Consider the following 22,581-nt stretch of genomic DNA (forward strand, 5'->3'; position numbering starts at 1 on the left):
GGTCCCCGTCCGGTTCACCTGGGCGTTCACACGACCGCCGGCCCGGCGCTCAGCGCCTGTGGTCCACGCTGATCCGCGCCTCGTCGGCCAGCCGGTAGCCGACCCCGTAGACGGTGGTGACCAACTCCGTGCCGGCCAGCTTGGCGCGCAGCCGGCGCACGTGCACGTCCACGGTCCGGGCCACCGCGTGCTCGTAACCCCAGACGCTGGACAGCAGCTGGAGGCGGGTGAAGACCCGGCGTGGCCGCTCGGCCAGGAACAGCAGCAACTCGTACTCGATGCGGGTCAGCGGGACGACCCGGCCGCCGCGGCGGACCAGCCGCGAGCCGGCCAGGATGTCGACGTGGTCCGGGTCGGCGGGCGGCTCGGCGCTGGCCGGGATCGGGACCGGTCGCGGCCCCGGCGCGACGTTCTCGACGGTACGCAGCTCACCCTCCCCCGACTCGGCAAGCTCACCGAGCAGTTGCACGAGCCGGGCCAGCCGCGGGCTCAGCGGCCCGGGGACGAGGTCGAGGGTGATGGTCAGGGTCGGTGCGGTGCGCGGCCGCGCCGGGCGCAGCCCGTGGTGACGGCGAGCGGGGATGGCGACGACGGACATGGTGCCTCCTGAGTGGCGGTACGCCTGCCACGCCCGGTGGGGCGTGACAGTCAGTGGCGCGCCCACCCGGCGTTGACCGGGGGCGCGAGAGGGGTGGTGCGGTGCAGCGGGGTCGGGCCGAGGGCCGGCAGACCGGCGATCCGCCAGGCGGCGAACCCACCCGCCACGTCGGTGGCCCGGTGCAGGCCGATGTCCTGCAGGGCGGCGGCGGCCAGCGACGAGGTGTAGCCCTCCTGGCAGAGGATCATCACCGGCACGTCGTAGTCGACCGCCTGCGGCAGCCGGGCCGGACAGCGCGGGTCGAAGCGCCACTCCAGCACGTTGCGCTCGACCACGAGCGAGCCCGGCACCATGCCGTGCGCGGCCCGCTGCGCGGCCGGCCGGATGTCGACAAGCAGCGCTCCGGCCCGGTACGCCAGGTGTGCCCGCTCCGGGTCCAGCCGGTTGAGGCGGGCGCGCGCGGCGCCCAGAATCTCGTCGATGCCCCGAGATCCCGGCGGCGGCACGGGGGCCGGACAGTGCTCGGCGGTTAGCTGCATCATGGGTTCCTTCCAGTGACAGGAGTGGATCGTGCGTGGCCGGCGTTCACCAGGACCGGCCGGCCTCGGCGACCTCGGCGACCCGCAGTCGTCCGTCGACGAGGTGATAGCGGGTCATCCGCAGCAGCGCCGGCCGGTAGACGTGCACGCTGACCGCCGGCATCGACCCCTGGTTGGTCACCTGGTGCACGTGTCGGGGGCCGAAGCGACGACCGACGCCGGCGGCCAGCAGCCGTGGGCGCAGCCGACCGGCGCCGACCGTCTCCTCGGTGAGCGCGCCGTGGACGACGCGGAACGCTCCGGCGGAGCCACCGTGGTCGTGCAGGTCGGTGCCCTGCCCGGGCAGCCAACTCAGCGCCCACACCTCGTGGTCGTCGCCGACGTCGAGGCGCGCGTACCACCGCTGGGCAGGGTCGAAGCGCAGGGCGACCGGCCAGCCAGCCGGGTCGGCCCACCGGGCGGCGACGGTGAGCAGGTCGGGCTCCGGGCGGCGGTGCGTCATGGCGGTTCCTCGCGGGTCGTTCGGCGGGGTGCCCTCGTACTCTAGACGGCAAAGCCTATAGGTTTAGTAGGTAATACCGCCTGATGGGACGCCGACTCACCCCCGACGATCAGCGCAGGACCGGAGAGCCCACCCGGTAGCCGGGCACGGAGGGCCACCGCACGGTCAGCACCACCGACGCGCGTTCGGCGTACCAGGAGTGGTCCACGCCCCGACCCCACACCACGTAGTCGCCGGGCGCCGCCAGCCGTACCGTCCGGTCCGGCAACTCCACCCGGAAACACCCCTCGACCAGGACGAGCAGGGTGGTACGCCGTTCCCCGGTCGCCCACCGCGAGCGGGCCTGCCCGGGCGGGTGCACGCCCCACTTCACCTCGACGTCGGTGCTGTGCCGGATCTCCCCCGGCGGGGCGAAGTGCCCCAGCAGCCAGCCGGCGTTGGTGGCACCGTCGACGCCCGCGTTGCCCACGTACACCGTCTCAGCCATCGGACCCTCTCCCCGCGCGCCGGCCGAGCAACTAGGCGCCGGCCGAGCAACCTATCAGGACCGCGGCGACTAACCTGGACCGGTGACCGACCACCTCGACGCCGAGACGCTGGCGTTCGCGCACCGGATGTTCGACCTGGCCCGGGCCGGCTCCACCGAGGAGTTGGCCGCGCAGCTCGACGCCGGCCTGCCCGTCAACCTCACCAACGACAAGGGCGACACGCTGCTGATCCTGGCGGCGTACCATGCTCACCCGGACACGGTGGCCGCCCTGCTCGATCGCGGCGCCGACCACTCCCGGGCCAACGACCGCGGCCAGACCGCGCTGGCCGCCGCGGTCTTCCGCAGCAGCACCGAGGCGGTCCGCGCGCTGCTCGCCGCCGGCGCCGACCCGGCACACGGCAACCCGTCGGCCCTGGAGACCGCGACGTTCTTCGACCTACCGGAGATGGTGGCGCTGCTGCACGCCGGCTGACACCGACGCCGACATGCCGGTATACAGGGTCGGTGGAAGATCCGCTGCCCGAGCAGATGCGCGCCGCCAGCACCTCACTGCTGGCCGCGCTCGACCCCGCCGCCCGCGAGAGCGCCGTGCACCCGTTCGACGACGAGCCGGCCCGACGCTGGTTGGAATACCGGCCCCGACCCCGACCCGGTGTCTGCCTCGCCGAGCTCGACATCGCCGGCCGCAAGGCCGCGCACCGGCTGCTGGCCACCGCGCTCAGCCCCTCGGCGTACGCGCAGGCGATGGCGATCATCTCGCTGGAGGAGGTGCTGGACCGGGCCGAGGACTGGCAACGTGGGCGGCACAGCGGTGACTACTGGGTGGCCGTCTTCGGCGATCCGGCGCGCGACGACCGCTGGGCGTGGCGGTTGGAGGGACACCACCTGTCGGTGAACATGACAGTAGTGGACGACCAGGTCTCCCCCGCGCCGATCTTCTTCGGCGCCAACCCGGCCGCGGTCCGGTACGCGGGCCGCCCGGTCTCCCGCCCACTCGGCGTCGAGGAGGACCTCGCCCGGGCACTGCTCGACGCGCTGGGGCCGGCCGAGCGGGGCGCCGCGATCATCGCCGACGAGGCTCCGGCGGACATCATCAGCGCCACCCGTGGGCAGGTCGACGGGCCGCTGGAACCCCTCGGCGTGTCGGCCGCCCGGCTGGGGCCGACCGGCCGCGCGTTGCTCGACCAGGTGGTCGCGGTCTACCTGGACCGACTGCCGCCCGAGCTGGCCGTGCGGGAGGCGGCGCGCCTCGGTGCCGGCCAGTTGCACTTCGCCTGGGCCGGCCCCACGACGCCCGGCCAGCGGCACTACTACCGGGTGCAGGGCGACGACCTGCTGATCGAGTACGACAACACGAGCGCCGACGGCAACCACGCACACACCGTGCTGCGCCGCCCCGCCAGCGACTTCGGCGCCGACATCCTGGCCAGCCACCACCAAACCCACAAACACTGACCCCACCCCACCCCACCCCACCCCCGCCCCCACCTGGCGTCGATCATGGAGTTGTGGTGGGTGACTTGCCCCGGTGCGCGGCTTCTGTTCGGCACCACAACTCCATGATCGACGGCGCTTGGGGGTCAGGGGCGGGTGGCTTCGACGAGGAAGCGCTGGGCGTGCGCCACGAAGGGGCCCTCGCTGGCTATGCGGTCGTGCAGGGCGCGTAGTTGGTCGCGGTAGCGGTCGACGGTGAAACCGGGCACCGTCCAGATCACCTTGCGCAGAAACCACACCACCGCCCCGACGTCGGCGAAGGTCGCACGCAGGGTGGCCCGACGCAGGTCGACCACCCGCAGGCCAGCGGCCTCGGCAGCGGCAACCGCGTGCTCGGGGTGCCGCTGGGTCGGCGGCGGCAGCGGACCGAGGATCGCCTCACTCAACTCCCGCATGGTGCCCGCCCCGATCTGCTGCGACAGGAACGTGCCGCCGGGTCGCAGCACCCGCGCCGTCTGCGCCCAGTCGGTACGCACCGGGTGCCGACTGACCACCAGATCGAAGGAGGCGTCGCGAAACGGCAACGGCCCGTCCTGTGCGACCGCCACCACTGTGGCACCCACCCGGCGCAGGGTCCGCCGGGCGACCTGCACGTTTGGCGGCCAGCCCTCGGTCGCCGCCAGCAGCCTCGGTGGACGCGGCACCTCGGCGAGCACCTCCCCACCGCCGGTGTCCACGTCCAGTGCCGCGTCGGCGCGAGCCATCCGGTCCGCGACCAGCCGGGCGTACCCCCACGGTGGACGCTCCTCGGTGGCCCGGCCGGCAAGCCAACCGAAACCCCAACCGTCGACCGGCGCGGCAGCACCCTGCGCGATCAACTCCTCGCCCTCATCCTTGGCGTTCACGGCGATCAGCCTCGCCGGCCGGCAACGCGGCCGGCAACTCAATTGCCCACTGCCCGGCCGAGCGGGCCCGGCAGACCGGGAAAGTCAGCGGCCCGAGCACGCTCACCGGGCCGGGTCAGGCCGGGCCGGGCCAGGCCAGGCCAGGCCAGGCCAGGCCAGGCCAGGCCAGGCCAGGCGGGGTCAGGTCAGACCGGGCCGGCAGGCCCGGCGGCTGAGCGGAAGAAGACCCGACCGTCGTGGGCTACGTCTCCCGGTCGCGGCGAGCGGGCGGGCGGCGACGCGAGAGGCGGTACGGGTGTTGGCTGGCGGTGACAGACCTCAGTCCAGCCCCAGGTTGTGCTCTTCGAGGACGGCCTGGAGGATGCCGAGCGCCTTGGGCCCCATGCCGTGCAGCTTGGCCAGTTCCGACCGGGGGACGCCGGCGAGTTGGCGCAGCGTGGTGTAGCCGGCGGCGTGCAGGGCACGCGTCGCGGGCGCGCCGATCTTCGGAAGTGTGTCCAGCGGCGAGGTCATGCGCGGATGGTAGTGACCAACTCCGACACGGTCGGCTCCGCGCGGCGGACCCCGGCTCCGCATCAGGGGCGTGGGCGGGACATCTCCACCGTGGAGCCGGCGAGCGTGTCCAGGCCGCCGGCCTCGGCGCGGCCGGTGTCGAACTGGCGCATCAGCCGGGCGCCCAGGTGCACGCCGACCCCGCCGACGGCCAGTGCGACCAGCTCGGTGATCAGGATCGCGGCGGACGCGCCGCGCTGCGGGGAGTGCGACCGGACCAGGCAGGTGAGCAGGAACATGGCCGCCATCACGGTGTTCACCAGATTGAAGGCGACCGCCGTGCGGCGGGTGTGATCACCGGGCACGTCCCACAGGTCGACCATCCCGGCCACCGCGGTCAGGGCGGCGGCGACAAGGGCGGCGACGGCCGTCCAGTAGCCGACCTCTCCCAGGAAGGCTGGCCCGCCGAGGACGTCGGTGAGGTCGAAGACGGCCGTGCTGACGAAGAGCCCGAGCGGGAACGTCACGAGCATCGGTTGGATGGGGTGGCCCTGCACGCGCAGCCGGCTCTGCATGGATCCTCCCCGGGTCGGCGCACCTCACCTGACCCAGAGTGCTACCCCAGCCCGGTCACCCGGAAACGACGCCGCCCGACTCCTCACCAGCGGGGAGAACGGGCACCAGGCGGGAGTGATCGACTCGGTTTCAGAAAGCCGGGTCATCCACGAGCCCCGGACACCCCGACTTCAGGAAACCCGAGTCGATCAACGGCCGGCCGAGCGGACCGACCGGCCGAGCGGACCGACCGGCCAAGCGGACCGACCGGCCGAGCGGTCAGGTGTCGCGCTGGCGGGAGACCGTCCGGACGAGCCGCTCGGCCACCTCCCGGAGCGGGATGTCCAGCGACGACGCGGCGGCACGCAGCACCTCGAGGGCCTCGGCGGGCGGGCAGCCGCGCTGGGTCATGATCACGCCGACGGCCTGGCCCACCACACCGTCGTTCAGCAGCGAGGCGTCCCGCTCGCCGGCGAGCACGAATTGCCGGTTGCGGTCCCGGACGGCGGCCAGCAGCAGGCCGGCGTGTTCGGCGAGCAGCATCGCGGTCAGCTGGTGCTGTGGGGTCAGGACGTCCGGGGAACCGGCGTAGAGGTTGATCGCCCCGATCACCTGGTCGTCGATGTCGACCGGCGCGGAGATCACCCCGCGTACGCCGAGGTCGCGGGCGCGTGCCGTCCAGACCGGCCAACGGGCCTCACCGGCCAGGTCGGCGGCGAGGATCATCTCGCGGCGATGGATGGCGCTCATCGCCGGCGAGTCCGGCCCGTGTCGCAGGTCGTCCAGGCCGGCCAGCCGCTCGTCGGAGGCGGCCACGCCGGCCGGTTCGCCGGCGCGCAGGGCGGTGAACCCGCACCAGCGCACCCCGGCCACCGCGTCCCGAGTGACCCGGACCAGCGCCAGCAGGGCCTCATCAAAATCGGTCAGCGCGATCAGGCCGGCGGTCAACTCCCGCAACAGTGCGGCGGTTTCCAGGACGCCGAGACTCTGCACCGCCGGTTCCCGCGTGTCGAGGTTCACCGGTCCGCAGCCTCCGTGCACCCTCGCGCCTGCCCAGCGGGCATCGTCACCTGTGTCATCGTCTGCTCTCTCCCGACGTAACCGACCAGCCCTACTACCCTGCGTGACCCGGGTCGAAACGGCGCAAGCAGGGCCCCTGCCGCCGTGGACGCACGGTGGCAGGGGCCCTGATCTTGCCAGAGTCAGCGCGAGGCGCCGCTGAGTCGTCGACCGATCGACGCGATCAACCGATCGAGCTCGGAACCGAACGGGTTGTCGTGCACCAGGTACGTCCAGGTGGCGGTGGGCCGGACCAGGGTGCCGTCGTCGGGCTGCCAGTCCTCATCGAATTCGGTCTCGTTGAAGGTGGCGAGGGTGCGGGCCTCGATCTCCGGGATCAGGTCGTTGAACGCCGGTACGGCGGCCCGGTGGAACTCGTCCAGCGGGTCGAGCCGGCCCAGCGCGCGCAGGTGCACGCCCTCCCGGACCTCCGACAGCTCGGCCAGGTGCTCGGCCCAGAGCCGGTCCAGGTGGAAGAGCGCGATCGAGCGGGCCACGCGGGCGAGTAGGTCCTCGTCCATCTCGCTGGCCTTCTCCGGTGCCTTCTCCAGCAGCATGACCGCGGCCACGTCGCTGGTCAGCAGCCGCTCCCGGCGGGCGGCGAGCGCCTTGCGCTGCTGCTCGATCACCACGCTGTAGCGCCAGGTGTTGCGGTGGATCTCGTGGTTGACGCCCTCGGCGACCCGCTGGGCGTGCTCCACCGCGTAGTCCACCTGCTCGTCGGTGACCAGGCCGTCGGCGTTCATCCGTGGCGACGGCGGCACCGAGTCGGCGGCGTGCCGGACGACCAGGTCGTCCTCCAGGCTGACGAGGAAGACTGAGCCACCCGGATCGCCCTGCCGGCCGGCCCGGCCGCGCAGTTGGTCGTCCACCCGACGGCTGTCGTGCCGGCCGCTGCCGATCACGTAGAGCCCGCCCAGCTCGGCGACGCGCTCCTGGTCGCTCTGGTCGCTGCCGCCGAGCCGGATGTCGACGCCCCGGCCGGCCATCTGGGTGGAGACGGTCACCGCGCCGTACGCGCCGGCCTCGGCGATGATCGCCGCTTCCTCGTCGTCGTTCTTGGCGTTGAGCACCACGCAGGGCACCCCGGCGGCGTTGAGCCCGGCGGCCAGCCCTTCGGACTCCTTGACGTCCAGCGTGCCGATCAGCATCGGCCGCCCCTTGGCGTGCCAGCGCTGGATCTCGTCGATCAGCGCCTCGTCCCGCTCCGCCCGGGTGGCGTAGATCCGGTCCGGCTCGTCCTCACGGATGCACGGGGTGTTCGGTGGGATCACCGCGACCTCGAGGCCGAAGAACTCCCGCAGCTGGTCACCGACCAAGACCGCGGTGGCGGTCATCCCGCAGACCTTCGGGTAGAGCGCAATGTACGCCTGCACGGCGATCGTGCCGAGCACCTCACCCTCGGCGGTGGCGTCCAGGCCCTCCTTGGCCTCGACCGCCGCCTGGAGCCCGTCCGGCCAGCGGCGGCGCTGGGCCACCCGGCCGCGCATCTCGTCGACCAGCTCGACCGAGCCGTCCCGGACGATGTAATCCACGTCACGGTTGAGCAGGGCGTGCGCGTGCAGCGCCACGTGCACCGCGGAGAGCTGCGTGACGTGCTCCTCGTCGTACAGGTCGATGCCGAGCTTGGCCTCGACGGCGGCCAGGCCGGCGGACGTGAACGCCACGCTGCGCCCGTCCTCGGCGACCGTGTAGTGCTTGCCCTTGCGCAGGCCGCGGACGAGCGCGGCGGCGGCGTGCACCGGATCCTGCTCGCCCGGCACGGCGCCGGCGAGGACCATCGGCACCCGAGCCTCGTCGATCATGATCGAGTCGGCCTCGTCGACGATTGCGGTGGCCAGCGCGGGCTGCACCCGGTCTGCCACGTCGGTGACCAGCTGGTCGCGCAGGTAGTCGAAGCCCGCCTCGCTCACCGAGACGTAGGTGACGTCGCAGGCGTACGCCTCGCGCCGCTCCTGCGGGGTGGAGGCCTCGTTGACCCAGCCGACGGTCAGGCCGAGCAGGGTGTAGACCGGCTCCATCCACTGGGCGTCGCGGCGGGCCAGGTAGTCGTTGATGGTGAGCACGTGCACCGGCCCGTTGCCGAGCCGAACGTGCCCGTACGCGGCGATGGTGGCGGTCAGCGTCTTGCCCTCACCGGTGGCCATCTCGGCGACCTTGCCGGAGAGCAGCGACATCGCGCCGATCAGCTGCACGTCGTACGGCCGCTGGTCGAGGCCACGGCGGGCGGCCTCGCGGCCGACGGCGCAGATCTCCTCATAACCGACGGCGGCACCCGCGGCCTCGGTCAACTCGGCGTCGTCGAGCGCGGCGAGATCATCCGCACGCGCCTCGATCGCCGGCAGCAGCTTCTCCAGCGGAGCAAGATCCACGGTCGAGCCGGGGCGCTGGAGGAAGCGCCGGAACTTGCTCTTGAACCGTTGCGACACACCCATGAGCGGCAACGGTACGCGATTCCGGCCGGCTTGCGCGGCCCGGCCGCCGGCAAGTCGACACCGAGCGGACTGAGCAGGCCGACCCCCGCCGGAGGGAACGCGTCGAGTCCGAAGGGAGACGGTCAGCCGACCAGCAGCTGGTGGCTGGCGAGCTCCCGGTAGAGCGGGTCGGTGGCGGTCAACTCGGTGTGGGTGCCCACGGCCACCACCCGACCGCCGTCGAGGACGACGATCTGATCGGCGTCGACAACCGTGGCCAGCCGGTGCGCCACGATCAACAGGGTGCGGCGGACGGCCACCGCGTCGATGGCGCGGCGCAGCGCGGCCTCGTTGCGCGAGTCGAGGTTGCTGGTCGGCTCGTCCAGCAGCAGCACCGGCGGGCCGGCCAGCAGTGCGCGGGCGATGGCCAGCCGCTGCCGCTCACCCCCGGAGAGCAGCACCCCACCCTCGCCCACCTGCACGTCCAGGCCCTGCGGGGTGCGCTGAACGAGGTGGCCCAGGTTGACCTCGTCGAGGACCTCGCGCAGCCGGTCGTCGGTGGCGTCCGGCGTGGTGATCAGCAGGTTCTCCCGCAGCGTGCCGGCCAGCACCGGGGCCTCCTGCTCGACGTAGCCGAGCCGGGCCCGCAGCACGTCGCGAGGCACGGCCCGCACGTCGTTGCCGTCGATGCGGATCGCCCCGGCGCTCACCTCGTAGAAGCGCTCGACCAGGGCGAGCAGCGTCGACTTGCCGGCGCCGGAGGGGCCGACCAACGCGGTACGCGTACCGGCGGGCACGGCGAAGCTGACCTCGTGCAGCACCGGCTCACCGCCGGGGTAGCCGAAGCTCACCCGGTCGAACTCGATCATCGGAGCGGGCCGGCGCGGGGTCGTCGGCGCGGCGGCGGTCGCCGGCGGGTCGTCCGCGCCCTCGGCGGGCACGGCGAGGATCTCCTCGATCCGCTGGAGGGCACCCAGCCCGGACTGCAACTGGGTGTACGCCCGCAGCACCTGACCCAGCGGCAGCGCCAGGAGGAACAGGTACATGACGAAGGCGACCAGGTCACCGACGGAGATCGCCCCGGCGGCGACCCGCGCCCCGCCAATGCCCAGCACCAGCAGGAACGCGCCCTGCACGGTGATCGAACCGATCGGGCCGACGAGTGACTGCACCCGGGCCACCCGCAGCCCCGCCTCGTACGCCTCGCGCGCGCTGCCGGTGACGGCCTGCGTCTCCCGGGTCTCGGCCCGGCTGGCCCGGATGGTCCGGGCCGCCGAGATGGCCCGTTCCACCGCCGAGGTCATCTCGCCGATCCGCTCCTGGGCGGCTCGGGCCAGCGCCCGGACCCGGCGGGCGAAGGTGGCGGCGAAGCCCAGCCCCAGCGCCACCCCGAGCAGGGTGACGCCGAACAGCAGCGGGTCGAGCAGCACCATGGCGGTGCCGGCGCCGACCACCGTCACCGCCCCGGTGACCGTCTCGAAGAGCCCGGAGGTGACGACCGCCCGCAACAGGGTGGTGTCCGAGCCGACCCGGGAGAGCAGATCACCGGTACGTCGGCGGTCGTACTCGGCGATGGGCAGCCGCAGCAGGTGCCCGGCGAGCCGGCGCCGGGTGCCCAGCACCAACCCTTCGGCGGTGCGTTGCAGCAGGTAGTCGCGGAGCCCACCGATCGCCGCGCCGAGCACCACGAGGGCCACCAGCACCGCCACCAGGTCGGCCACCGGGTCATCGGCGCCGATCCGGTCGAGCACCGACCGGGTGAGCAGCGGCTGCGCCAGTGACGCCGCCGCGCCGACGAGCGACAACACGCCCACCACGACCAGGGTGCCGGTGTGCTCCCGCAGGTACGGCAGCAGCGCACCGAGACCGACCGGCCGATCCGCGGCGGTGCCGCCGGCCGGCCGGTCCGTCGAGGTGCCGCCGGCCGATCCGGCCGCCGAGGTGCCGCCGGCCGACCCGCGCGTCGAGGTGCTCATGCCGGGAACGGTAGTCCGCCCCGTCACCCCGGCGGGCGCGCTCCGGTGCGGCGGGTCAGGCGGACAGCACCACCTGTTGCTCCTGGCGGCGACGCTCGGCCAGGTCGGTGAGCAGGGTGGGCGCCTCGTCGAACGGCACCACCGCCGAGACGACGTGCTTGCGGATCACGTCCCCGTAGGTCCGGAGCAGGTCGACGGTTTCCGCGGAGAGCCGCTCGCGGTCCCAGGTGGGGGCGAGCCCGCGCGGCACCCGGCCGATCTGCGCGCAGCGCAGCGACAGGCCGTTGTGGTGGAACTCCTCACCGAGCCGGACCGCGTCCGCGCCGCCCTGGTAGAAGGCGAGGTCGATGACGGTGCCCTGGGGCCGCAGCAGCCGCAGCGCGAGCTGCAACGCCCACGCCTGCCCCCGGCACTGCAACACCACGTCGGCGCCCCGATCACCGGCGGTGTGCGCCCAGCGGGTCTTGAGCACGACGGCCGGATCGTCCCCGTCCGGGTCGAGGGTTTCCAGGCCGAGCGCCTCGGCGACGTGGCGGCGCTGCGGGGTGGGGTCGAGCACCACCACCGAGGCAGCGCCGTTGCGCTGGGCGAACAGCGCCGTCAGCAGCGCCACCACGCCCGCGCCGACCACGGCGACCCGTCGGCCACGTACGCCGTCGCCGAGCGTGCGGACGTCGACGCCGTGCAGGTCGGCGGCGGCGTGCAGCAGACCGTTGGCACAGATCGGGCCCATGTGCGCCACGTAGACGCCGAGCAGCGGATCCAGGTCGTCGGGCAGCGGCACGAACCGCTCGGCGACCGGGTCGGCCAGCCAGCCGGTGCGGTGCCCGTACGTCATCGCGCCGACCGTGCCCACCGCGACGGCCGGGGTCTCGCTCTCCACGACCCGGCCGACCTGCATGTAACCCAGTCGGGTCACCGGGTACGGGGTGCTCGCCGCGCCCGGCTGGAACAGCCCCAGGTCGGCGTTCCAGGTGACGTTGAGGTAGGGGTTGGTGCCCTTGACGTAGCTCAGCTCGGTGCCGGCCGAGACGCCGCTGAACAGCGTCTCGACCCGGAACGTGCCGGGGCGCAGCGGGGCGGCGTCCTGCTCCTCCAGCTCCACCCGGCCGGGACCGGTGACCACCACGACCTTGTCACGCATCGACGGTCACCCCCGCGCTGAGCGCCGCCGGCGCGGTGGGGGTGGCGAGCCGCACGGTCGCGCCGGTGCGGGCCGAGTCGGCCACCGCGAGGGCCAGTCGTTGGGTCGCGAGGGCCTCGGCGTACGGGACGCGGACGTCGTCGCCGATGCCGCGTACGGCGTCGACGAAGGCGCGGTCCACCGCCACCCGGGCGGCTTCCGGGTCGGCGGGGATGTGTCGTTCACCGTCGGCGTCGCGGATCGTCAGGCCGTCCTCGGTGAGGGCGAGGGCCAGCCCGTCGGCGAGGATCTCCACACCGGCGCGGTGCTTCCAGCCGAGCACGCAGGCGGCACTGAGCGTGCCGACCGCGCCGTCGGCGAAGCGCAGGGCGGCGGTGGTCACCGAGTCGATGTCGGCGCCGTCGACCGGCGGCGGTGTGCCGTTGCCGTATGCGGTGACCTCGGTGACCTCCCCGGCCAGCACCCGGATCAGGTCCAGCACGTGGGCGGCCTGCTCGACCACCGGGCCGCCGGAGCGGTCCCGCCGCGACCACCACGCCACCGGGGGCACCTTGTCCAGCCAGGCGCCGCTGACCATCCGCACCGGACGGTCGGCGAGCAACTCGCGGGCCTCGTCGAGCACCGTCAGGTAACGCCAGTGGTGGCCGACGGCGGTGCGCAGCCCGCTGCGGGCGACCAGGTCGGCGATCCGTTCGGCGGTGTCGAGGTCGACCGCGACGGGCTTCTCCACGAACATCGGCACGCCGGCGGCGAGCACGGCCTCCTCGGCCGGGCCGTGCGCGAACGGCGGCACGCAGACGTAGACCGCGTCCGGGCCGGTGGCCAGCAGCTCGGCGACGTCGGCGCAGGAGCGCCCGCCGTGCTGGGCGGCGAGCGCGGACGCCGCCTCCGGTGTGACGTCGGTGACGGCGACCACCTCGACGTCGTCGAAGGCGGCCAGCACCCGCGCGTGGCGTTGTGCCACCCCACCCGCTCCGACCAGACCGACCCGGCATACACGCATCCGACACCCCTTTACCGACGTTTCTCTTGCGATGGGAGCAGTCCCCTGGGGTGTGCGCAATCAAACGTTCATCCCCCGGGAACGCGTGAGCGTCACCCTTGTGATCAAGCTGTTGCCAAGAAAGCGGTTAGAGCGTGCTGGCGGATGGGAACAACCAAATTCGGTTTTTCCACGCACGAACGGAGGGGTGCCCGTGCGGGATATGACAACGAGCGTGTCACCGGTGGTGGAGGCGTGGGCCACGTACCGGACGACGTCGGCCGGTGACTGGCCGGCACGTCGACTGTTGCGGGCCAAGGGATCGACCCGGGTCAGTGTGGTGCTGCCGGCCCGGAACGAGGAGGCCACCGTCGGCGCGATCGTGTCGACCATCCGGGAGCACCTGATGGATCGGGTCGCCCTGGTCGACGAGCTGATCGTGGTGGATTCCCGGTCGACCGACCGCACCGCCCAGGTGGCAGCCGCCGCCGGGGCGGAGGTGGTCAGCCAGGACGCGATGACCCGTGGGCTGCCCCGGCTGACCGGTAAGGGCGACGCGCTCTGGGCCGGGTTGGCCGCCGCCGAGGGTGACGTGGTGGCGTTCATCGACGCCGACCTGCGGGAGTTCCGCCCACACTTCGTGAGTGGGCTGCTCGGTCCGCTGTTGACCGACCCCTCGGTCGACTTCGTCAAGGGCTTCTACCATCGGCCCCTGGTGGGCGCCGCCAGCGTGGAGCAGGACGGCGGGGGCCGGGTGACCGAGCTGATGGCCCGACCCCTGCTCAACCTGTTCTGGCCCGAGCTGGCCGGCTTCGTGCAGCCGCTGGCCGGCGAGTACGCGGGCCGCCGGGACGTGCTGGCCCAGGTGCCGTTCGTCTCCGGGTACGGGGTGGAGACGGCCATGATGATCGATCTGCTCGACCTGGTCGGCCTGGACGCGATGGCGCAGGTCGACCTCGGTGAGCGCAAGCACCGGCACCAGGACACGGCGGCTCTCGGCCGGATGTCCGCCCAGATCATGTTGACCGCCTGGTCCCGGTTGCAGCGGCGCGGGTGGGCGGCCCCCGGGCTGGCGCCGGAGGCGTTGCTGACCCAGTTCCGTCGGGGCGGTTCCGACACGCTGCCCAACCTCGACCGCGAGATCGTGGTCAGCGACGTGTCCATCGAGGAACGCCCCCCGCTGGCCGAGCTGCGCCACCGGATGCCCCGCCGCCGGGTGGCCGCCGCGTGAGCGCGAGGAGTGCGGGGCGGGCCCGATGAGCCTCACTGTGCTGATGAACGCCGGCCCGTGGCTGTCCGTGCCGCCGCCCGGCTACGGCGGTATCGAGAACGTGATCGCCACGCTGGTGCCGGAGTTGCGGCGACTCGGTGTGCGAGTGGTGCTCGCCTCGGTGGGCAGCAGCACCCTGCCGGTGGACGAACAGGTGTCGGTCTTCGCCGACGGGCAGTTCGCCGCCCTGCAGCGGCCGTACAACCAGGTCTGCGGGATCGCCCAGGCGCACCTGGCCGGGGTGGTCCGTGAGCTGCACGCCCGCGACGACATCGACCTGGTGCACGACCACGTGGAGGCGGTCGGGCTGGCCACTCTCGCCGCGATGGGCCCGGCCGGTCCGCCGACCCTGCACACCCTGCACTGGGACCTGGCCAAGCACCCGGCGCTCTACGGCGGACTGGACGGCGGCGACCGGGTCCGGGTCAACGGCGTCTCCGCGTCGCAGCTGGCCCGAGCCCCACTGGCGTTGCGGGAGCACTCGGTGGGGCACGTGCACCTGTCCACCCCGCTCGCCGTCGACGCCGACCGCAGGCCCATGCCGGCCAAGGGCAAGTACCTGCTGATCCTGGGCCGGATCAACCCGGGCAAGGGGCAGGACGTGGGCGCCCGTCTCGCGCATCGCGTCGGCTTTCCGCTGGTGCTGGCGGGCCCGGTCGGTCCGTATCATCGGCCGGCCGATCTCGCCGCGGCCGGCGACGAGGCCCGCCAGAACCCGGACGTGCGGTTCTTCCTCGACGAGGTGGCGCCGCACATCGATGGCGACCTGGTCCGCTGGATCGGCACCGTGGCCGGTCAGGAGCGCGACAACCTGCTCGCCAACGCCCGCGCGTCGCTGTTCCCGCTGCGCTGGGAGGAGCCGGGCGGGACGGCGGTCGTGGAGTCACTGGCCCTGGGCACGCCGGTGGTGGCCACCGCCCGGGGCTGCCTACCGGAGCTGATCGAGCACGGCCGTACCGGCCTGCTCACCACAGACGAGGAGGAGCTGGCTGACCTCGTACTCGGAGCCGAGTTGCTCGACCCCGACGAGTGCCGGCGGGTGGCCGCGCAGCGGTTCACCCCGGCGGTGATGGCGCAGCGCTACCTGGAGCTGTACGAGCGGGTCCGCCAACTGGCCAGCGAGCCGAGGCTGCTCCCGGCCTGACCGGCGGCACGGCCGAGACCGGCGGCACGGCGGCACGGCACGGCGGCACGGCCCCGGCGCGGCGGTTTGGGGGTGGCGGCAGCGGGTAGCCCCGCAGCCTCATGCCCGCCGCGCAGCGAGGAGCCGGTGATGGTCGGACCGATGGCGCACTCCCGGGCGCGCCCCAACCCGGCCGACGGCAAGCCGCCGGTACGCCGTGCGGCGGCCTCGGTGGGGGTGCTGTTCCTGCTGATCGGCGCGCTCGGCTTCGTGCCGGGGATCACCAGCGGCACGGACGCCCTGCGGTTCGCCGGGCACGGTTCGGGCGCGTACCTGTTCGGTGTCTTCCAGGTGTCGGTGCTGCACAACCTGGTGCACCTGGCGTTCGGGGTGGCCGGTCTGGTGCTGGCTCGGACGGTCCGGGGCGCCCGGACGTTCCTGATCGGCGGCGGTGCCGTCTACCTGGTGTTGTGGCTCTACGGGCTGGCGGCGGACCACGACACCGGGGCGAACGTCCTGCCGGTCAACGACGCGGACGGCTGGCTGCACCTGGGCCTCGGCCTGGGCATGATCGCCCTGGGTGTCCTGACCGGGCGCACCCGTCGGTGACGCTGCCGTCGCGGGCCGTGACCTGCGTCGCCTCGCCGCCGGCCCCGGTTTGGCGCGGCAGGGGCTCGGGTAGTTGGCAGATCCCGACCCAGTAGCGAATCGAGGGCCCGAGATGTCCAGCCGGATCACCTGCGACGTGCGCTCCACGGCACCGGTGGCGGTCGTCCGGCTCCGCGGCGCACTGGACCTGGGCACCATGCGGTCGGTGCACAAGGCGCTCAACGACGCTCTCGTCGAACAGACCGAGGCGCTGGTGGTCGATCTGACCGAGGTCGACGTCCGGGACCGGCTGGCGCTGTCGGTGTTCGCCGCGACCGCCCGCCGGGCCGAGGAGTGGCCGGCCGTACCGGTGGTGCTGTGTTCCCCGTCGCCGGTCGTCGAACGGTGGCTGGCCGAGACGGCCACCTGCCGGGTGGTCCCGGTGTCCCCGGACTGCGCCGAAGCGACCCGGGTGGCCGGCGCGATGTCCACGTTGCGGATGCGGGCCCGGCTGGAGCCGGTGGCCGGGGCCTGCCGGCGCGCCCGGGAGCTGGTCACCGACGCGTGCGCGCGGTGGAATCTGCCCGACGCGTCCGGCCCGGCCGCGCTGGTGCTCAGCGAACTGGTCGGCAACGTGGTCCGGCACGCCGGCACACCGATGCAGGTGACGGTGACCCTGCGCCGGCCCTACCTGCACCTGGCGGTGGTGGACGGCAGCCGCGCCCAGGCCCGGCCCGGCGAAACGGACCTGCGCGCCGAGGGTGGGCGGGGTCTGCTGCTGGTACGCGAGCTGACCCAGCGCTGGGGCAGCGTGCCGGCCGGTCAGGGTAAGGCCGTCTGGGCGATGCTGCCGGCAACGTGAGCGTTCGGGGTGCCTGCGCCGGTACCGGCGATCTGACCGAAATTACCGCTCTGGCCTGGTTACATGGTGGGAAGGTCGGGTAGGCACGCCCGTCCTTTCTGCCGTCACGACGGGGTGAGCAGCCATGCCCAAGCGGGTAACCACGGAACCCGGTCGCGATCGGGGCCCGGCGATCCTGGCACCGGCCCGTTTCGGGGGGTTCCCCGGAGCGGTACGAGCACCGGTCCCCGGCAGCTCGTTGATCAAGTTTCTCGCGACGACCGACCACAAACAGATCGGCCTGCTGTACCTGCTGACCTCCTTCGGGTTCTTCCTGCTGGCGGGGTTGCAGGCGATGCTGATGCGCGCCGAGCTGGCCCGCCCGGGGTTGCAGTTCCTCTCCTCGGAGCAGTACAACCAGCTCTTCACCTCGCACGGCGCGGTGATGCTGCTGCTGTTCGCCACGCCTGCGGCGTTCGGGTTCGCCAACTTCATCGTGCCGATCCAGATCGGCGCACCGGACGTGTCGTTCCCCCGGCTCAACGCGCTGGCCTACTGGCTCTACCTGTTCGGCGGGCTGATGGTGGTCGCCGGCTTCCTCACCCCGCAGGGGTCGGCCGACTTCGGCTGGACCGCCTACACCCCACTGAGCAGCGTCGAGAACTCCCCCGGGGTGGGCGCGAACATGTGGGTGCTCGGCCTGGTGCTCTCCGGGCTCGGCACCATCCTCGGCGCGGTCAACCTGATCACCACGATCCTCACCCTGCGCGCGCCCGGCATGACCATGTTCCGGATGCCGATCTTCACCTGGAACATGCTGTTCACCAGCGTGCTGGTGATCCTGGTCTTCCCGCTGCTGGCCGCCGCGCTGCTGGCGCTGTCCGCCGACCGTCTGCTCAACGCGCACGTGTACGACGCGGTCACCGGCGGGCCGATGCTCTGGCAACACCTGTTCTGGTTCTTCGGTCACCCCGAGGTGTACATCATCGCGTTGCCGTTCTTCGGCATCATCACCGAGATCATCCCGGTCTTCTCCCGCAAGCCGTTGTTCGGCTACACCGGGATCGTGCTGGCCACCGTCGCGATCACCGTGCTGTCCATGACGGTCTGGGCGCACCACATGTTCGCCACCGGCCAGGTGCTGCTGCCGTTCTTCAGCATCCTGAGTTACCTGATCGCCGTGCCCACCGGCGTGAAGTTCTTCAACTGGATCGGCACCATGTGGAAGGGCCAGCTCACCTTCGAGACGCCGATGCTGTTCGCCATCGGTTTCCTGGTCACGTTCCTGCTCGGTGGCCTCACCGGGGTGCTGCTGGCCAGCCCGCCGGTCGACTGGCACACCCATGACAGCTACTTCGTGGTGGCGCACTTCCACTACGTGGTGTTCGGCACGGTGGTCTTCGCCCTCTTCGGCGGCTACTACTTCTGGTGGCCCAAGATGACCGGGCGACTGCTCGACGAGCGGCTCGGCAAGGCGCACTTCTGGACCATGTTCATCGGCTTCCACGGCACCTTCCTGGTGCACCACTGGCTGGGCGCCGAGGGCATGCCCCGGCGGTACGCCGACTACCTGCCCAGCGACGGATTCACCACGCTCAACACCGTCTCCAGCATCTTCGCGTTCATCCTCGGTCTGTCCACGCTGTTCTTCATCTACAACGCCTGGAAGTCCTGGCGGTACGGCGCGGTGGTGACGGTGGACGACCCGTGGGGCTTCGGCAACTCCCTCGAATGGGCCACCAGCTGCCCGCCGCCACTGCGCAACTTCGACCGGATGCCCCGGATCCGCTCCGAGCGCCCCGCCTTCGACCTGAAGTACGGCCCGCTCGTCGCCGATCTGGGCCGGGACCTGCCGCAGCGCACCACCAAGCCGCCGCAGCACTTCGCCGAGGAGTTGCGGATGGAGCACCACACTCCGGAGTCGCCGGCCGCCGAGGGCGCGCACGGCGCCCGGGACGCGACCGACTACCAGCCGGCGCCACGCTCGGGTGCCCGGCCGGTGGATGTGCCGGAGCCCGAGGGCGTCCGCCGGCCGAGCTTCGAGCAGAGCGACGCGCCCAAGGACGCCGAGGACGCGCCGAAGCCGCACGAACGCTGGCGGCACCCGCACAGCGACGGCAACCCCGAGGAACACTGATCGGCGTACGCCGAGAGGGCCGACACCCGGTGGTGTCGGCCCTCGTCGTGTGCTCAGCCCTGGGCGGCGGTGGCTCAGTCCCGGGCGGGTGCCAGGCCGGCGGCGGTGAGCGAGCGGCGTACCGCGGGCTGGACCCGGGTCAGCCGCAGCGGCACGCCGGTCCGCTCGGCCGCGTCCCGCCCCGCCATCAGCGCGGCGATCCCACCGGCGTCGAACCCACCCGCGCCGACCAGGTCGACGACCACCTCGCTGGGCTGGCCGGTGACCGCCTCCAGCATGGCCCGGCGCAACTGGTCCGCGCCGTCGCGGTCGATCTCGCCGCCGACCTCGACCACCACCCGGTCGCCGTTCTGCTTCACCGAGATCCGGGTCTTGCCCGGGTCGGGTTCGGCGGCACCGTTCTGCCAGGGTGGCGGCGCGTCGGCGAGCATCGCCTGACGCAGCCAGGTCAGCGCCCGCGACAGCAGCCGGGACACGTGCATCTGCGAGATGCCGAACCGCGCGGCGATCTCGGCCTGGGTCTGGTTGCCGTAGAAGCGCATCGCCAGGATGCGCCGCTCGCGCCAGGGCAGTCGGTGCAGCAGACCGCTCACCGTGACCCGGTCGTCGACCGACTCCAGGGCGTTGTCCGACTCGCCGACCAGGTCACCGAACTCCGCGGAGCTCTCACCGCCCACCGGGGCGTTGAGGGAGGCCGGGCTGTAGCCGGCCGCCGACTCCAGCGCGGCGAGGATCTCCGCCTCCGGCGTCTCCAGACGGGCCGACAGTTCGGCCACCGACGGCGCCCGGGACAGTTCGCTGGTCAGTGCGGCGGTGGCCTGCCCGACCTCGAGGATCAGGTCCCGCAGCCGGCGGGGCACGTGGACGCCCCAGGTGCGGTCCCGGAAATGGCGTTTGATCTCGCCCACGATGGTGATCGCGGCGTACGCGGTGAACGAGCCCCGCTCCGGGTCATACCGGTCGACGGCGTTGACCAGCCCCAACCGGGCGACCTGCTCCAGGTCCTCCAGCGGCTCTCCACGCCCTCGGTACCGGCGGGCCAGCCGCCCGGCGAACGGCAGCGCGAAGCGCACCAGGTCGTCGCGGGCCTCCCCCCGCCGCTCCGGTGGGAGGCCGGCGATCCGGGCCGCGTACGCCAGTGCCGCCGCGTCGAGGTCCTCCAGACCACGCTCGGTGGGTGGTGGTGTGGTCGTGGTCGTGGTCGTGCTCGTCTGTCCGAACATCCGCGCCTCCCTCAGGAAGGTCCCCCGCCCGGATCGGGAAACCGGTCGTGCGCGTGGTCGAGCCACGCACCGGGCCGGAAAAGTGGGTCAGTGACTGGGATGCCAGCGGGCGACACCGCCTCTACGCAGCGCAATCAGGCCGTCGCAGCCAGCGATGTTCCCGCTCCGTAGGTACTCAATCACGGGACCCCGGGTTCGCGAGGAAGTTTCGGCGTGCTCCGCCTCAGGAGACCAACAACCCCTGGTGGCCGCCGCTGTCCCGGAGTACGGCCAACGCCTCGGCGGCCCCCAGCGGAGGCGGCGCGGGCAGGTCGTACGGCTGGGCACGCAGCACCTCGGTGGCCCGGCGGGTGGGCACCGAGGTGACCGGGTAGCCCCGGGCGGTGGTGCGGTCCAACGCTCGACGCCGCCGCCCGAAGCCGGCCACCGCCAGCCACTGCGGCAGCCCGGCCAGGGCCGGTGACCGCATCCCGGGTGGCTCGGGCAGCACGTCCACCGAGCTGAACGCCTCGCTGCCGGCCAACCACCACTCGGCCTCGTCGACGCTGCGCCGGGTGGCGTTCTCACACCAGTACGGCACCAGCCCCGCACGCACCACCTGCCACGGGTCGAGCAGCCGGCCGCACTCCACCACCAACCGGTCACCGGTCTTGCCGGCGGCGCGCAGCCACCGCCGGTACAGGTCGGCCACGCCCGCGCTCAGTGCCGCCGGCCGGGGCACCAGCACCTGGTGCAGCGGGTGCTCGTGCCGTGCGGACCAGTCCCGCACGGCCGGCTCGAAGCCCGGGTCGACGCCGTGCTCGGCGTAACCCGACGGAACGGACACCTCCGGTGGCTCCCAGCGGGTCGCGTCACCGCCGACGGAGCGCAGCACCTGCCGCAGGGCGTGGCTGTCCGGGTGGAAGTCGACCGGGTCCAGCCCGCTGGCCGGGCAGCCGACCTGGAAGCTGTGGCCGGGGCCGCGCTCCAGCACCGGCCAGGTGCGCGCGTCGCGGACCAGCAGCACCGGGGCACCCGGGACCAGCCGGTCGGCCAGAAACTGCGCGTACGCGGCCGGTAGGGCCGTCCACGCGGCGGCCAGCGACACGGTGGCCCCGATCAGCGGGCCCCGGCTGGCCGGGCAGTGCACCTGGCGCAGGTGCAGGTCGGCGTTGCCGGCGAGCAGCCGCACGGCGAGTGCCGCACCGTGCTCCAGTGCGTCCGCCGGGCGGTCCACCGCGCCGTCGGGCCAGTGCACGCTCATCTCGAAGCCGGCCGGCAACCACGGCACGCCGAGAGCGACCGCGAGGTGTGCCGCCGCGCCGTGCGGTGAGCCGATCAGCACCCCGGGGTAGCGCCGGCGGGGGTACTGGTCGACGAACCAGCGGGCCACCCGGGCGGCGTCCACCTCGTCGGTCTGGTCCACGGTGAGCGCGACCCGACCGGCGGCGCGGGTGACCGCGGCGCGGCGTACCGGCTCCGGGGCGCCCGGGAACCGCGACGTCGGCCCGGTGTGCCCGAGGTCGGCGCAGTCCACGCCACGCAGGGCCCGGGCGGTGGCGGCGACCAACACCCGGGCGGCGCTGCCCACGGCCACGACCCGGTCGCCAGCGAGACCGGCGCCATCGGCCGTGAGCCCCTTGTGCACCTTGTGCACCGGCCCCACCTTGCCTCTTTCGCTCACCACGCGGCCCGGCTTCCCGTCCCGATGGGGTTCAAACGGGGCATCACCCACCCGGCAGCACATTCCGCTGGTCAGCGGCGTGCGCCGGTCATCACCGCCGTTCGGCGACGATCGGCCGAGGACGGCGGGAGCGGGTCGGCCGAGGGCAGATCGACTCGGCCCTTACGAAATCGCGGTGGCCGTGCGGGCGGGATACCGCGGTTTCACCAAACCCGAGTCGACCTCGACGGACGGCCCGGTTTCGCCGGCCCCAAGACGGGCACTTCCGGGGCCATGCGCACCGACGACACCAGCGAATCAGCCGCCGCCACGATCACCCCGTACGAGGACGGACCGCTGCTGGTCCGCGGCGACTTCGCGTTGGTCACGCCGGACGGCGAGCACATCGACGCGCGCCGGGGCACGGTGGCGTTGTGTAGGTGCGGCAAGTCGGCGCTCAAGCCGTTCTGCGACGGCACCCACAAGGCGATCAACTTCCGGGCCGGCACCACCCGCGAGGGCTGATCCCACGTCACCGCGTCCCCCGCCGCGCCGCGTCGCCCACCTCGCCGCGTCGCCGCGCCGCCGCGTCCCCACGCCGCCGCGTCGCGCGGCGAGAGCACGCGGACGGACCGCACCAAGACACGCCCCCTTTGCTCTGCACCCG

At 73.0% G+C, this 22,581-nt stretch carries 22 protein-coding genes; 8 read left to right on the forward strand and 14 right to left on the reverse strand.

Annotated elements, in window-relative coordinates:
- Window positions 1–49: 49 nt before the first annotated feature.
- The 4 genes from AB0B14_RS25840 to AB0B14_RS25855 form a co-directional block, all read right to left on the reverse strand.
- The gene (locus tag AB0B14_RS25840) at window positions 50–598 is read right to left on the reverse strand and encodes a winged helix-turn-helix domain-containing protein (protein WP_357074198.1); all 549 of its coding nucleotides are present in this window, start codon (window positions 596–598) and stop codon (window positions 50–52) included.
- A gap of 50 nt (window positions 599–648) precedes the next feature.
- Window positions 649–1,137 carry a rhodanese-like domain-containing protein gene (locus tag AB0B14_RS25845; protein WP_357074201.1) on the reverse strand — a complete coding sequence of 163 codons (489 nt, stop codon included), beginning with the start codon at window positions 1,135–1,137 and terminating at the stop codon, window positions 649–651.
- Window positions 1,138–1,183: 46 nt separating this feature from the next.
- On the reverse strand, window positions 1,184–1,639 hold the full coding sequence (locus AB0B14_RS25850; protein WP_357074204.1) for a cysteine dioxygenase family protein: 456 nt from the start codon (window positions 1,637–1,639) through the stop codon (window positions 1,184–1,186).
- 109 nt (window positions 1,640–1,748) lie between these two features.
- The gene (locus AB0B14_RS25855) at window positions 1,749–2,126 is read right to left on the reverse strand and encodes a signal peptidase I (RefSeq protein ID WP_357524665.1); all 378 of its coding nucleotides are present in this window, start codon (window positions 2,124–2,126) and stop codon (window positions 1,749–1,751) included.
- A gap of 82 nt (window positions 2,127–2,208) precedes the next feature.
- Here AB0B14_RS25855 and AB0B14_RS25860 point away from each other — a divergent pair, with 82 nt between their 5' ends.
- Both AB0B14_RS25860 and AB0B14_RS25865 read left to right on the forward strand, forming a co-directional pair.
- Entirely contained in the window at window positions 2,209–2,601 is a 393-nt protein-coding gene (locus tag AB0B14_RS25860; protein ID WP_357524667.1) for an ankyrin repeat domain-containing protein, read from the forward strand.
- A 32-nt stretch (window positions 2,602–2,633) separates the two neighbouring features.
- Window positions 2,634–3,584: a DUF3500 domain-containing protein gene (locus AB0B14_RS25865; protein WP_357074213.1), complete on the forward strand. Its 951-nt coding sequence runs from the start codon at window positions 2,634–2,636 to the stop codon at window positions 3,582–3,584.
- Between the two features lie 125 nt (window positions 3,585–3,709).
- Here the strand turns inward: AB0B14_RS25865 and AB0B14_RS25870 are convergent, their stop codons facing one another.
- The 8 genes from AB0B14_RS25870 to AB0B14_RS25905 form a co-directional block, all read right to left on the reverse strand.
- Complete coding sequence (locus AB0B14_RS25870) at window positions 3,710–4,468, reverse strand: class I SAM-dependent methyltransferase (RefSeq protein ID WP_357074216.1); 759 nt, start codon at window positions 4,466–4,468, stop codon at window positions 3,710–3,712.
- A 318-nt stretch (window positions 4,469–4,786) separates the two neighbouring features.
- The gene (locus AB0B14_RS25875) at window positions 4,787–4,981 is read right to left on the reverse strand and encodes a helix-hairpin-helix domain-containing protein (protein ID WP_357524669.1); all 195 of its coding nucleotides are present in this window, start codon (window positions 4,979–4,981) and stop codon (window positions 4,787–4,789) included.
- Window positions 4,982–5,043: 62 nt separating this feature from the next.
- The gene (locus AB0B14_RS25880; RefSeq protein WP_357074222.1) at window positions 5,044–5,535 is read right to left on the reverse strand and encodes a DUF2231 domain-containing protein; all 492 of its coding nucleotides are present in this window, start codon (window positions 5,533–5,535) and stop codon (window positions 5,044–5,046) included.
- 259 nt (window positions 5,536–5,794) lie between these two features.
- Entirely contained in the window at window positions 5,795–6,535 is a 741-nt protein-coding gene (locus AB0B14_RS25885; RefSeq protein ID WP_357524671.1) for a GAF and ANTAR domain-containing protein, read from the reverse strand.
- A gap of 182 nt (window positions 6,536–6,717) precedes the next feature.
- Window positions 6,718–9,009, reverse strand: a complete 2,292-nt coding sequence (gene secA2, locus AB0B14_RS25890) for an accessory Sec system translocase SecA2 (protein ID WP_357074228.1) — start codon at window positions 9,007–9,009, stop codon at window positions 6,718–6,720.
- A 122-nt stretch (window positions 9,010–9,131) separates the two neighbouring features.
- Window positions 9,132–10,964, reverse strand: coding sequence for an ABC transporter ATP-binding protein (locus tag AB0B14_RS25895; protein WP_357524673.1), 1,833 nt, complete (start codon window positions 10,962–10,964; stop codon window positions 9,132–9,134).
- A gap of 55 nt (window positions 10,965–11,019) precedes the next feature.
- A complete protein-coding gene (locus tag AB0B14_RS25900; protein WP_357524675.1) occupies window positions 11,020–12,108 on the reverse strand; it encodes a zinc-binding dehydrogenase in 1,089 nt (362 codons plus the stop codon).
- Complete coding sequence (locus tag AB0B14_RS25905; RefSeq protein WP_357074238.1) at window positions 12,101–13,111, reverse strand: Gfo/Idh/MocA family oxidoreductase; 1,011 nt, start codon at window positions 13,109–13,111, stop codon at window positions 12,101–12,103. The genes AB0B14_RS25900 and AB0B14_RS25905 overlap by 8 nt, the downstream gene beginning before the upstream one ends.
- 193 nt (window positions 13,112–13,304) lie before the next feature.
- On the opposite strand from AB0B14_RS25905, the gene AB0B14_RS25910 reads away from it, so the two are divergent.
- From AB0B14_RS25910 to ctaD, 5 genes are all read left to right on the forward strand, one after another.
- On the forward strand, window positions 13,305–14,321 hold the full coding sequence (locus AB0B14_RS25910; RefSeq protein ID WP_357074241.1) for a glucosyl-3-phosphoglycerate synthase: 1,017 nt from the start codon (window positions 13,305–13,307) through the stop codon (window positions 14,319–14,321).
- A 25-nt stretch (window positions 14,322–14,346) separates the two neighbouring features.
- The gene (locus tag AB0B14_RS25915) at window positions 14,347–15,504 is read left to right on the forward strand and encodes a glycosyltransferase (RefSeq protein WP_357524677.1); all 1,158 of its coding nucleotides are present in this window, start codon (window positions 14,347–14,349) and stop codon (window positions 15,502–15,504) included.
- A gap of 141 nt (window positions 15,505–15,645) precedes the next feature.
- Window positions 15,646–16,092 carry a DUF4383 domain-containing protein gene (locus tag AB0B14_RS25920; RefSeq protein WP_357074391.1) on the forward strand — a complete coding sequence of 149 codons (447 nt, stop codon included), beginning with the start codon at window positions 15,646–15,648 and terminating at the stop codon, window positions 16,090–16,092.
- Window positions 16,093–16,204: 112 nt separating this feature from the next.
- A complete protein-coding gene (locus tag AB0B14_RS25925) occupies window positions 16,205–16,933 on the forward strand; it encodes an STAS domain-containing protein (RefSeq protein WP_357074247.1) in 729 nt (242 codons plus the stop codon).
- Between the two features lie 124 nt (window positions 16,934–17,057).
- Window positions 17,058–19,049 (forward strand): cytochrome c oxidase subunit I, encoded by a 1,992-nt coding sequence (ctaD, locus tag AB0B14_RS25930; RefSeq protein WP_357074249.1) that lies wholly within the window; start codon window positions 17,058–17,060, stop codon window positions 19,047–19,049.
- Window positions 19,050–19,123: 74 nt separating this feature from the next.
- On the opposite strand, the gene AB0B14_RS25935 is transcribed toward ctaD, so the two are convergent.
- Together AB0B14_RS25935 and AB0B14_RS25940 are read right to left on the reverse strand one after the other, a co-directional pair.
- Window positions 19,124–20,272, reverse strand: coding sequence for a SigB/SigF/SigG family RNA polymerase sigma factor (locus AB0B14_RS25935; RefSeq protein ID WP_357074252.1), 1,149 nt, complete (start codon window positions 20,270–20,272; stop codon window positions 19,124–19,126).
- Between the two features lie 223 nt (window positions 20,273–20,495).
- Window positions 20,496–21,938 (reverse strand): hypothetical protein, encoded by a 1,443-nt coding sequence (locus AB0B14_RS25940; protein ID WP_357074255.1) that lies wholly within the window; start codon window positions 21,936–21,938, stop codon window positions 20,496–20,498.
- A gap of 270 nt (window positions 21,939–22,208) precedes the next feature.
- On the opposite strand from AB0B14_RS25940, the gene AB0B14_RS25945 reads away from it, so the two are divergent.
- The gene (locus AB0B14_RS25945) at window positions 22,209–22,439 is read left to right on the forward strand and encodes a CDGSH iron-sulfur domain-containing protein (protein WP_357524679.1); all 231 of its coding nucleotides are present in this window, start codon (window positions 22,209–22,211) and stop codon (window positions 22,437–22,439) included.
- The last annotated feature ends 142 nt before the right edge of the window (window positions 22,440–22,581 follow it).

Origin of the sequence: Micromonospora sp. NPDC049171 (assembly GCF_040648275.1) — a bacterium.
Taxonomy (GTDB): Bacteria; Actinomycetota; Actinomycetes; order Mycobacteriales; family Micromonosporaceae; genus Micromonospora.

What these genes read in the sequence shown, in the direction of transcription:
- AB0B14_RS25840 (WP_357074198.1), bottom strand. Translation starts at nt 598, where the DNA reads ATGTCCGTCGTCGCCATCCCCGCTCGCCGTCACCACGGGCTGCGCCCG.
- AB0B14_RS25845 (WP_357074201.1), bottom strand. Translation starts at nt 1,137, where the DNA reads ATGCAGCTAACCGCCGAGCACTGTCCGGCCCCCGTGCCGCCGCCGGGA.
- AB0B14_RS25850 (WP_357074204.1), bottom strand. Translation starts at nt 1,639, where the DNA reads ATGACGCACCGCCGCCCGGAGCCCGACCTGCTCACCGTCGCCGCCCGG.
- AB0B14_RS25855 (WP_357524665.1), bottom strand. Translation starts at nt 2,126, where the DNA reads ATGGCTGAGACGGTGTACGTGGGCAACGCGGGCGTCGACGGTGCCACC.
- AB0B14_RS25875 (WP_357524669.1), bottom strand. Translation starts at nt 4,981, where the DNA reads ATGACCTCGCCGCTGGACACACTTCCGAAGATCGGCGCGCCCGCGACG.
- AB0B14_RS25880 (WP_357074222.1), bottom strand. Translation starts at nt 5,535, where the DNA reads ATGCAGAGCCGGCTGCGCGTGCAGGGCCACCCCATCCAACCGATGCTC.
- secA2 (WP_357074228.1), bottom strand. Translation starts at nt 9,009, where the DNA reads ATGGGTGTGTCGCAACGGTTCAAGAGCAAGTTCCGGCGCTTCCTCCAG.
- AB0B14_RS25895 (WP_357524673.1), bottom strand. Translation starts at nt 10,964, where the DNA reads ATGAGCACCTCGACGCGCGGGTCGGCCGGCGGCACCTCGGCGGCCGGA.
- AB0B14_RS25900 (WP_357524675.1), bottom strand. Translation starts at nt 12,108, where the DNA reads ATGCGTGACAAGGTCGTGGTGGTCACCGGTCCCGGCCGGGTGGAGCTG.
- AB0B14_RS25905 (WP_357074238.1), bottom strand. Translation starts at nt 13,111, where the DNA reads ATGCGTGTATGCCGGGTCGGTCTGGTCGGAGCGGGTGGGGTGGCACAA.
- AB0B14_RS25915 (WP_357524677.1), top strand. Translation starts at nt 14,347, where the DNA reads ATGAGCCTCACTGTGCTGATGAACGCCGGCCCGTGGCTGTCCGTGCCG.
- AB0B14_RS25920 (WP_357074391.1), top strand. Translation starts at nt 15,646, where the DNA reads ATGGCGCACTCCCGGGCGCGCCCCAACCCGGCCGACGGCAAGCCGCCG.
- AB0B14_RS25925 (WP_357074247.1), top strand. Translation starts at nt 16,205, where the DNA reads ATGTCCAGCCGGATCACCTGCGACGTGCGCTCCACGGCACCGGTGGCG.
- ctaD (WP_357074249.1), top strand. Translation starts at nt 17,058, where the DNA reads ATGCCCAAGCGGGTAACCACGGAACCCGGTCGCGATCGGGGCCCGGCG.
- AB0B14_RS25935 (WP_357074252.1), bottom strand. Translation starts at nt 20,272, where the DNA reads ATGTTCGGACAGACGAGCACGACCACGACCACGACCACACCACCACCC.
- AB0B14_RS25945 (WP_357524679.1), top strand. Translation starts at nt 22,209, where the DNA reads ATGCGCACCGACGACACCAGCGAATCAGCCGCCGCCACGATCACCCCG.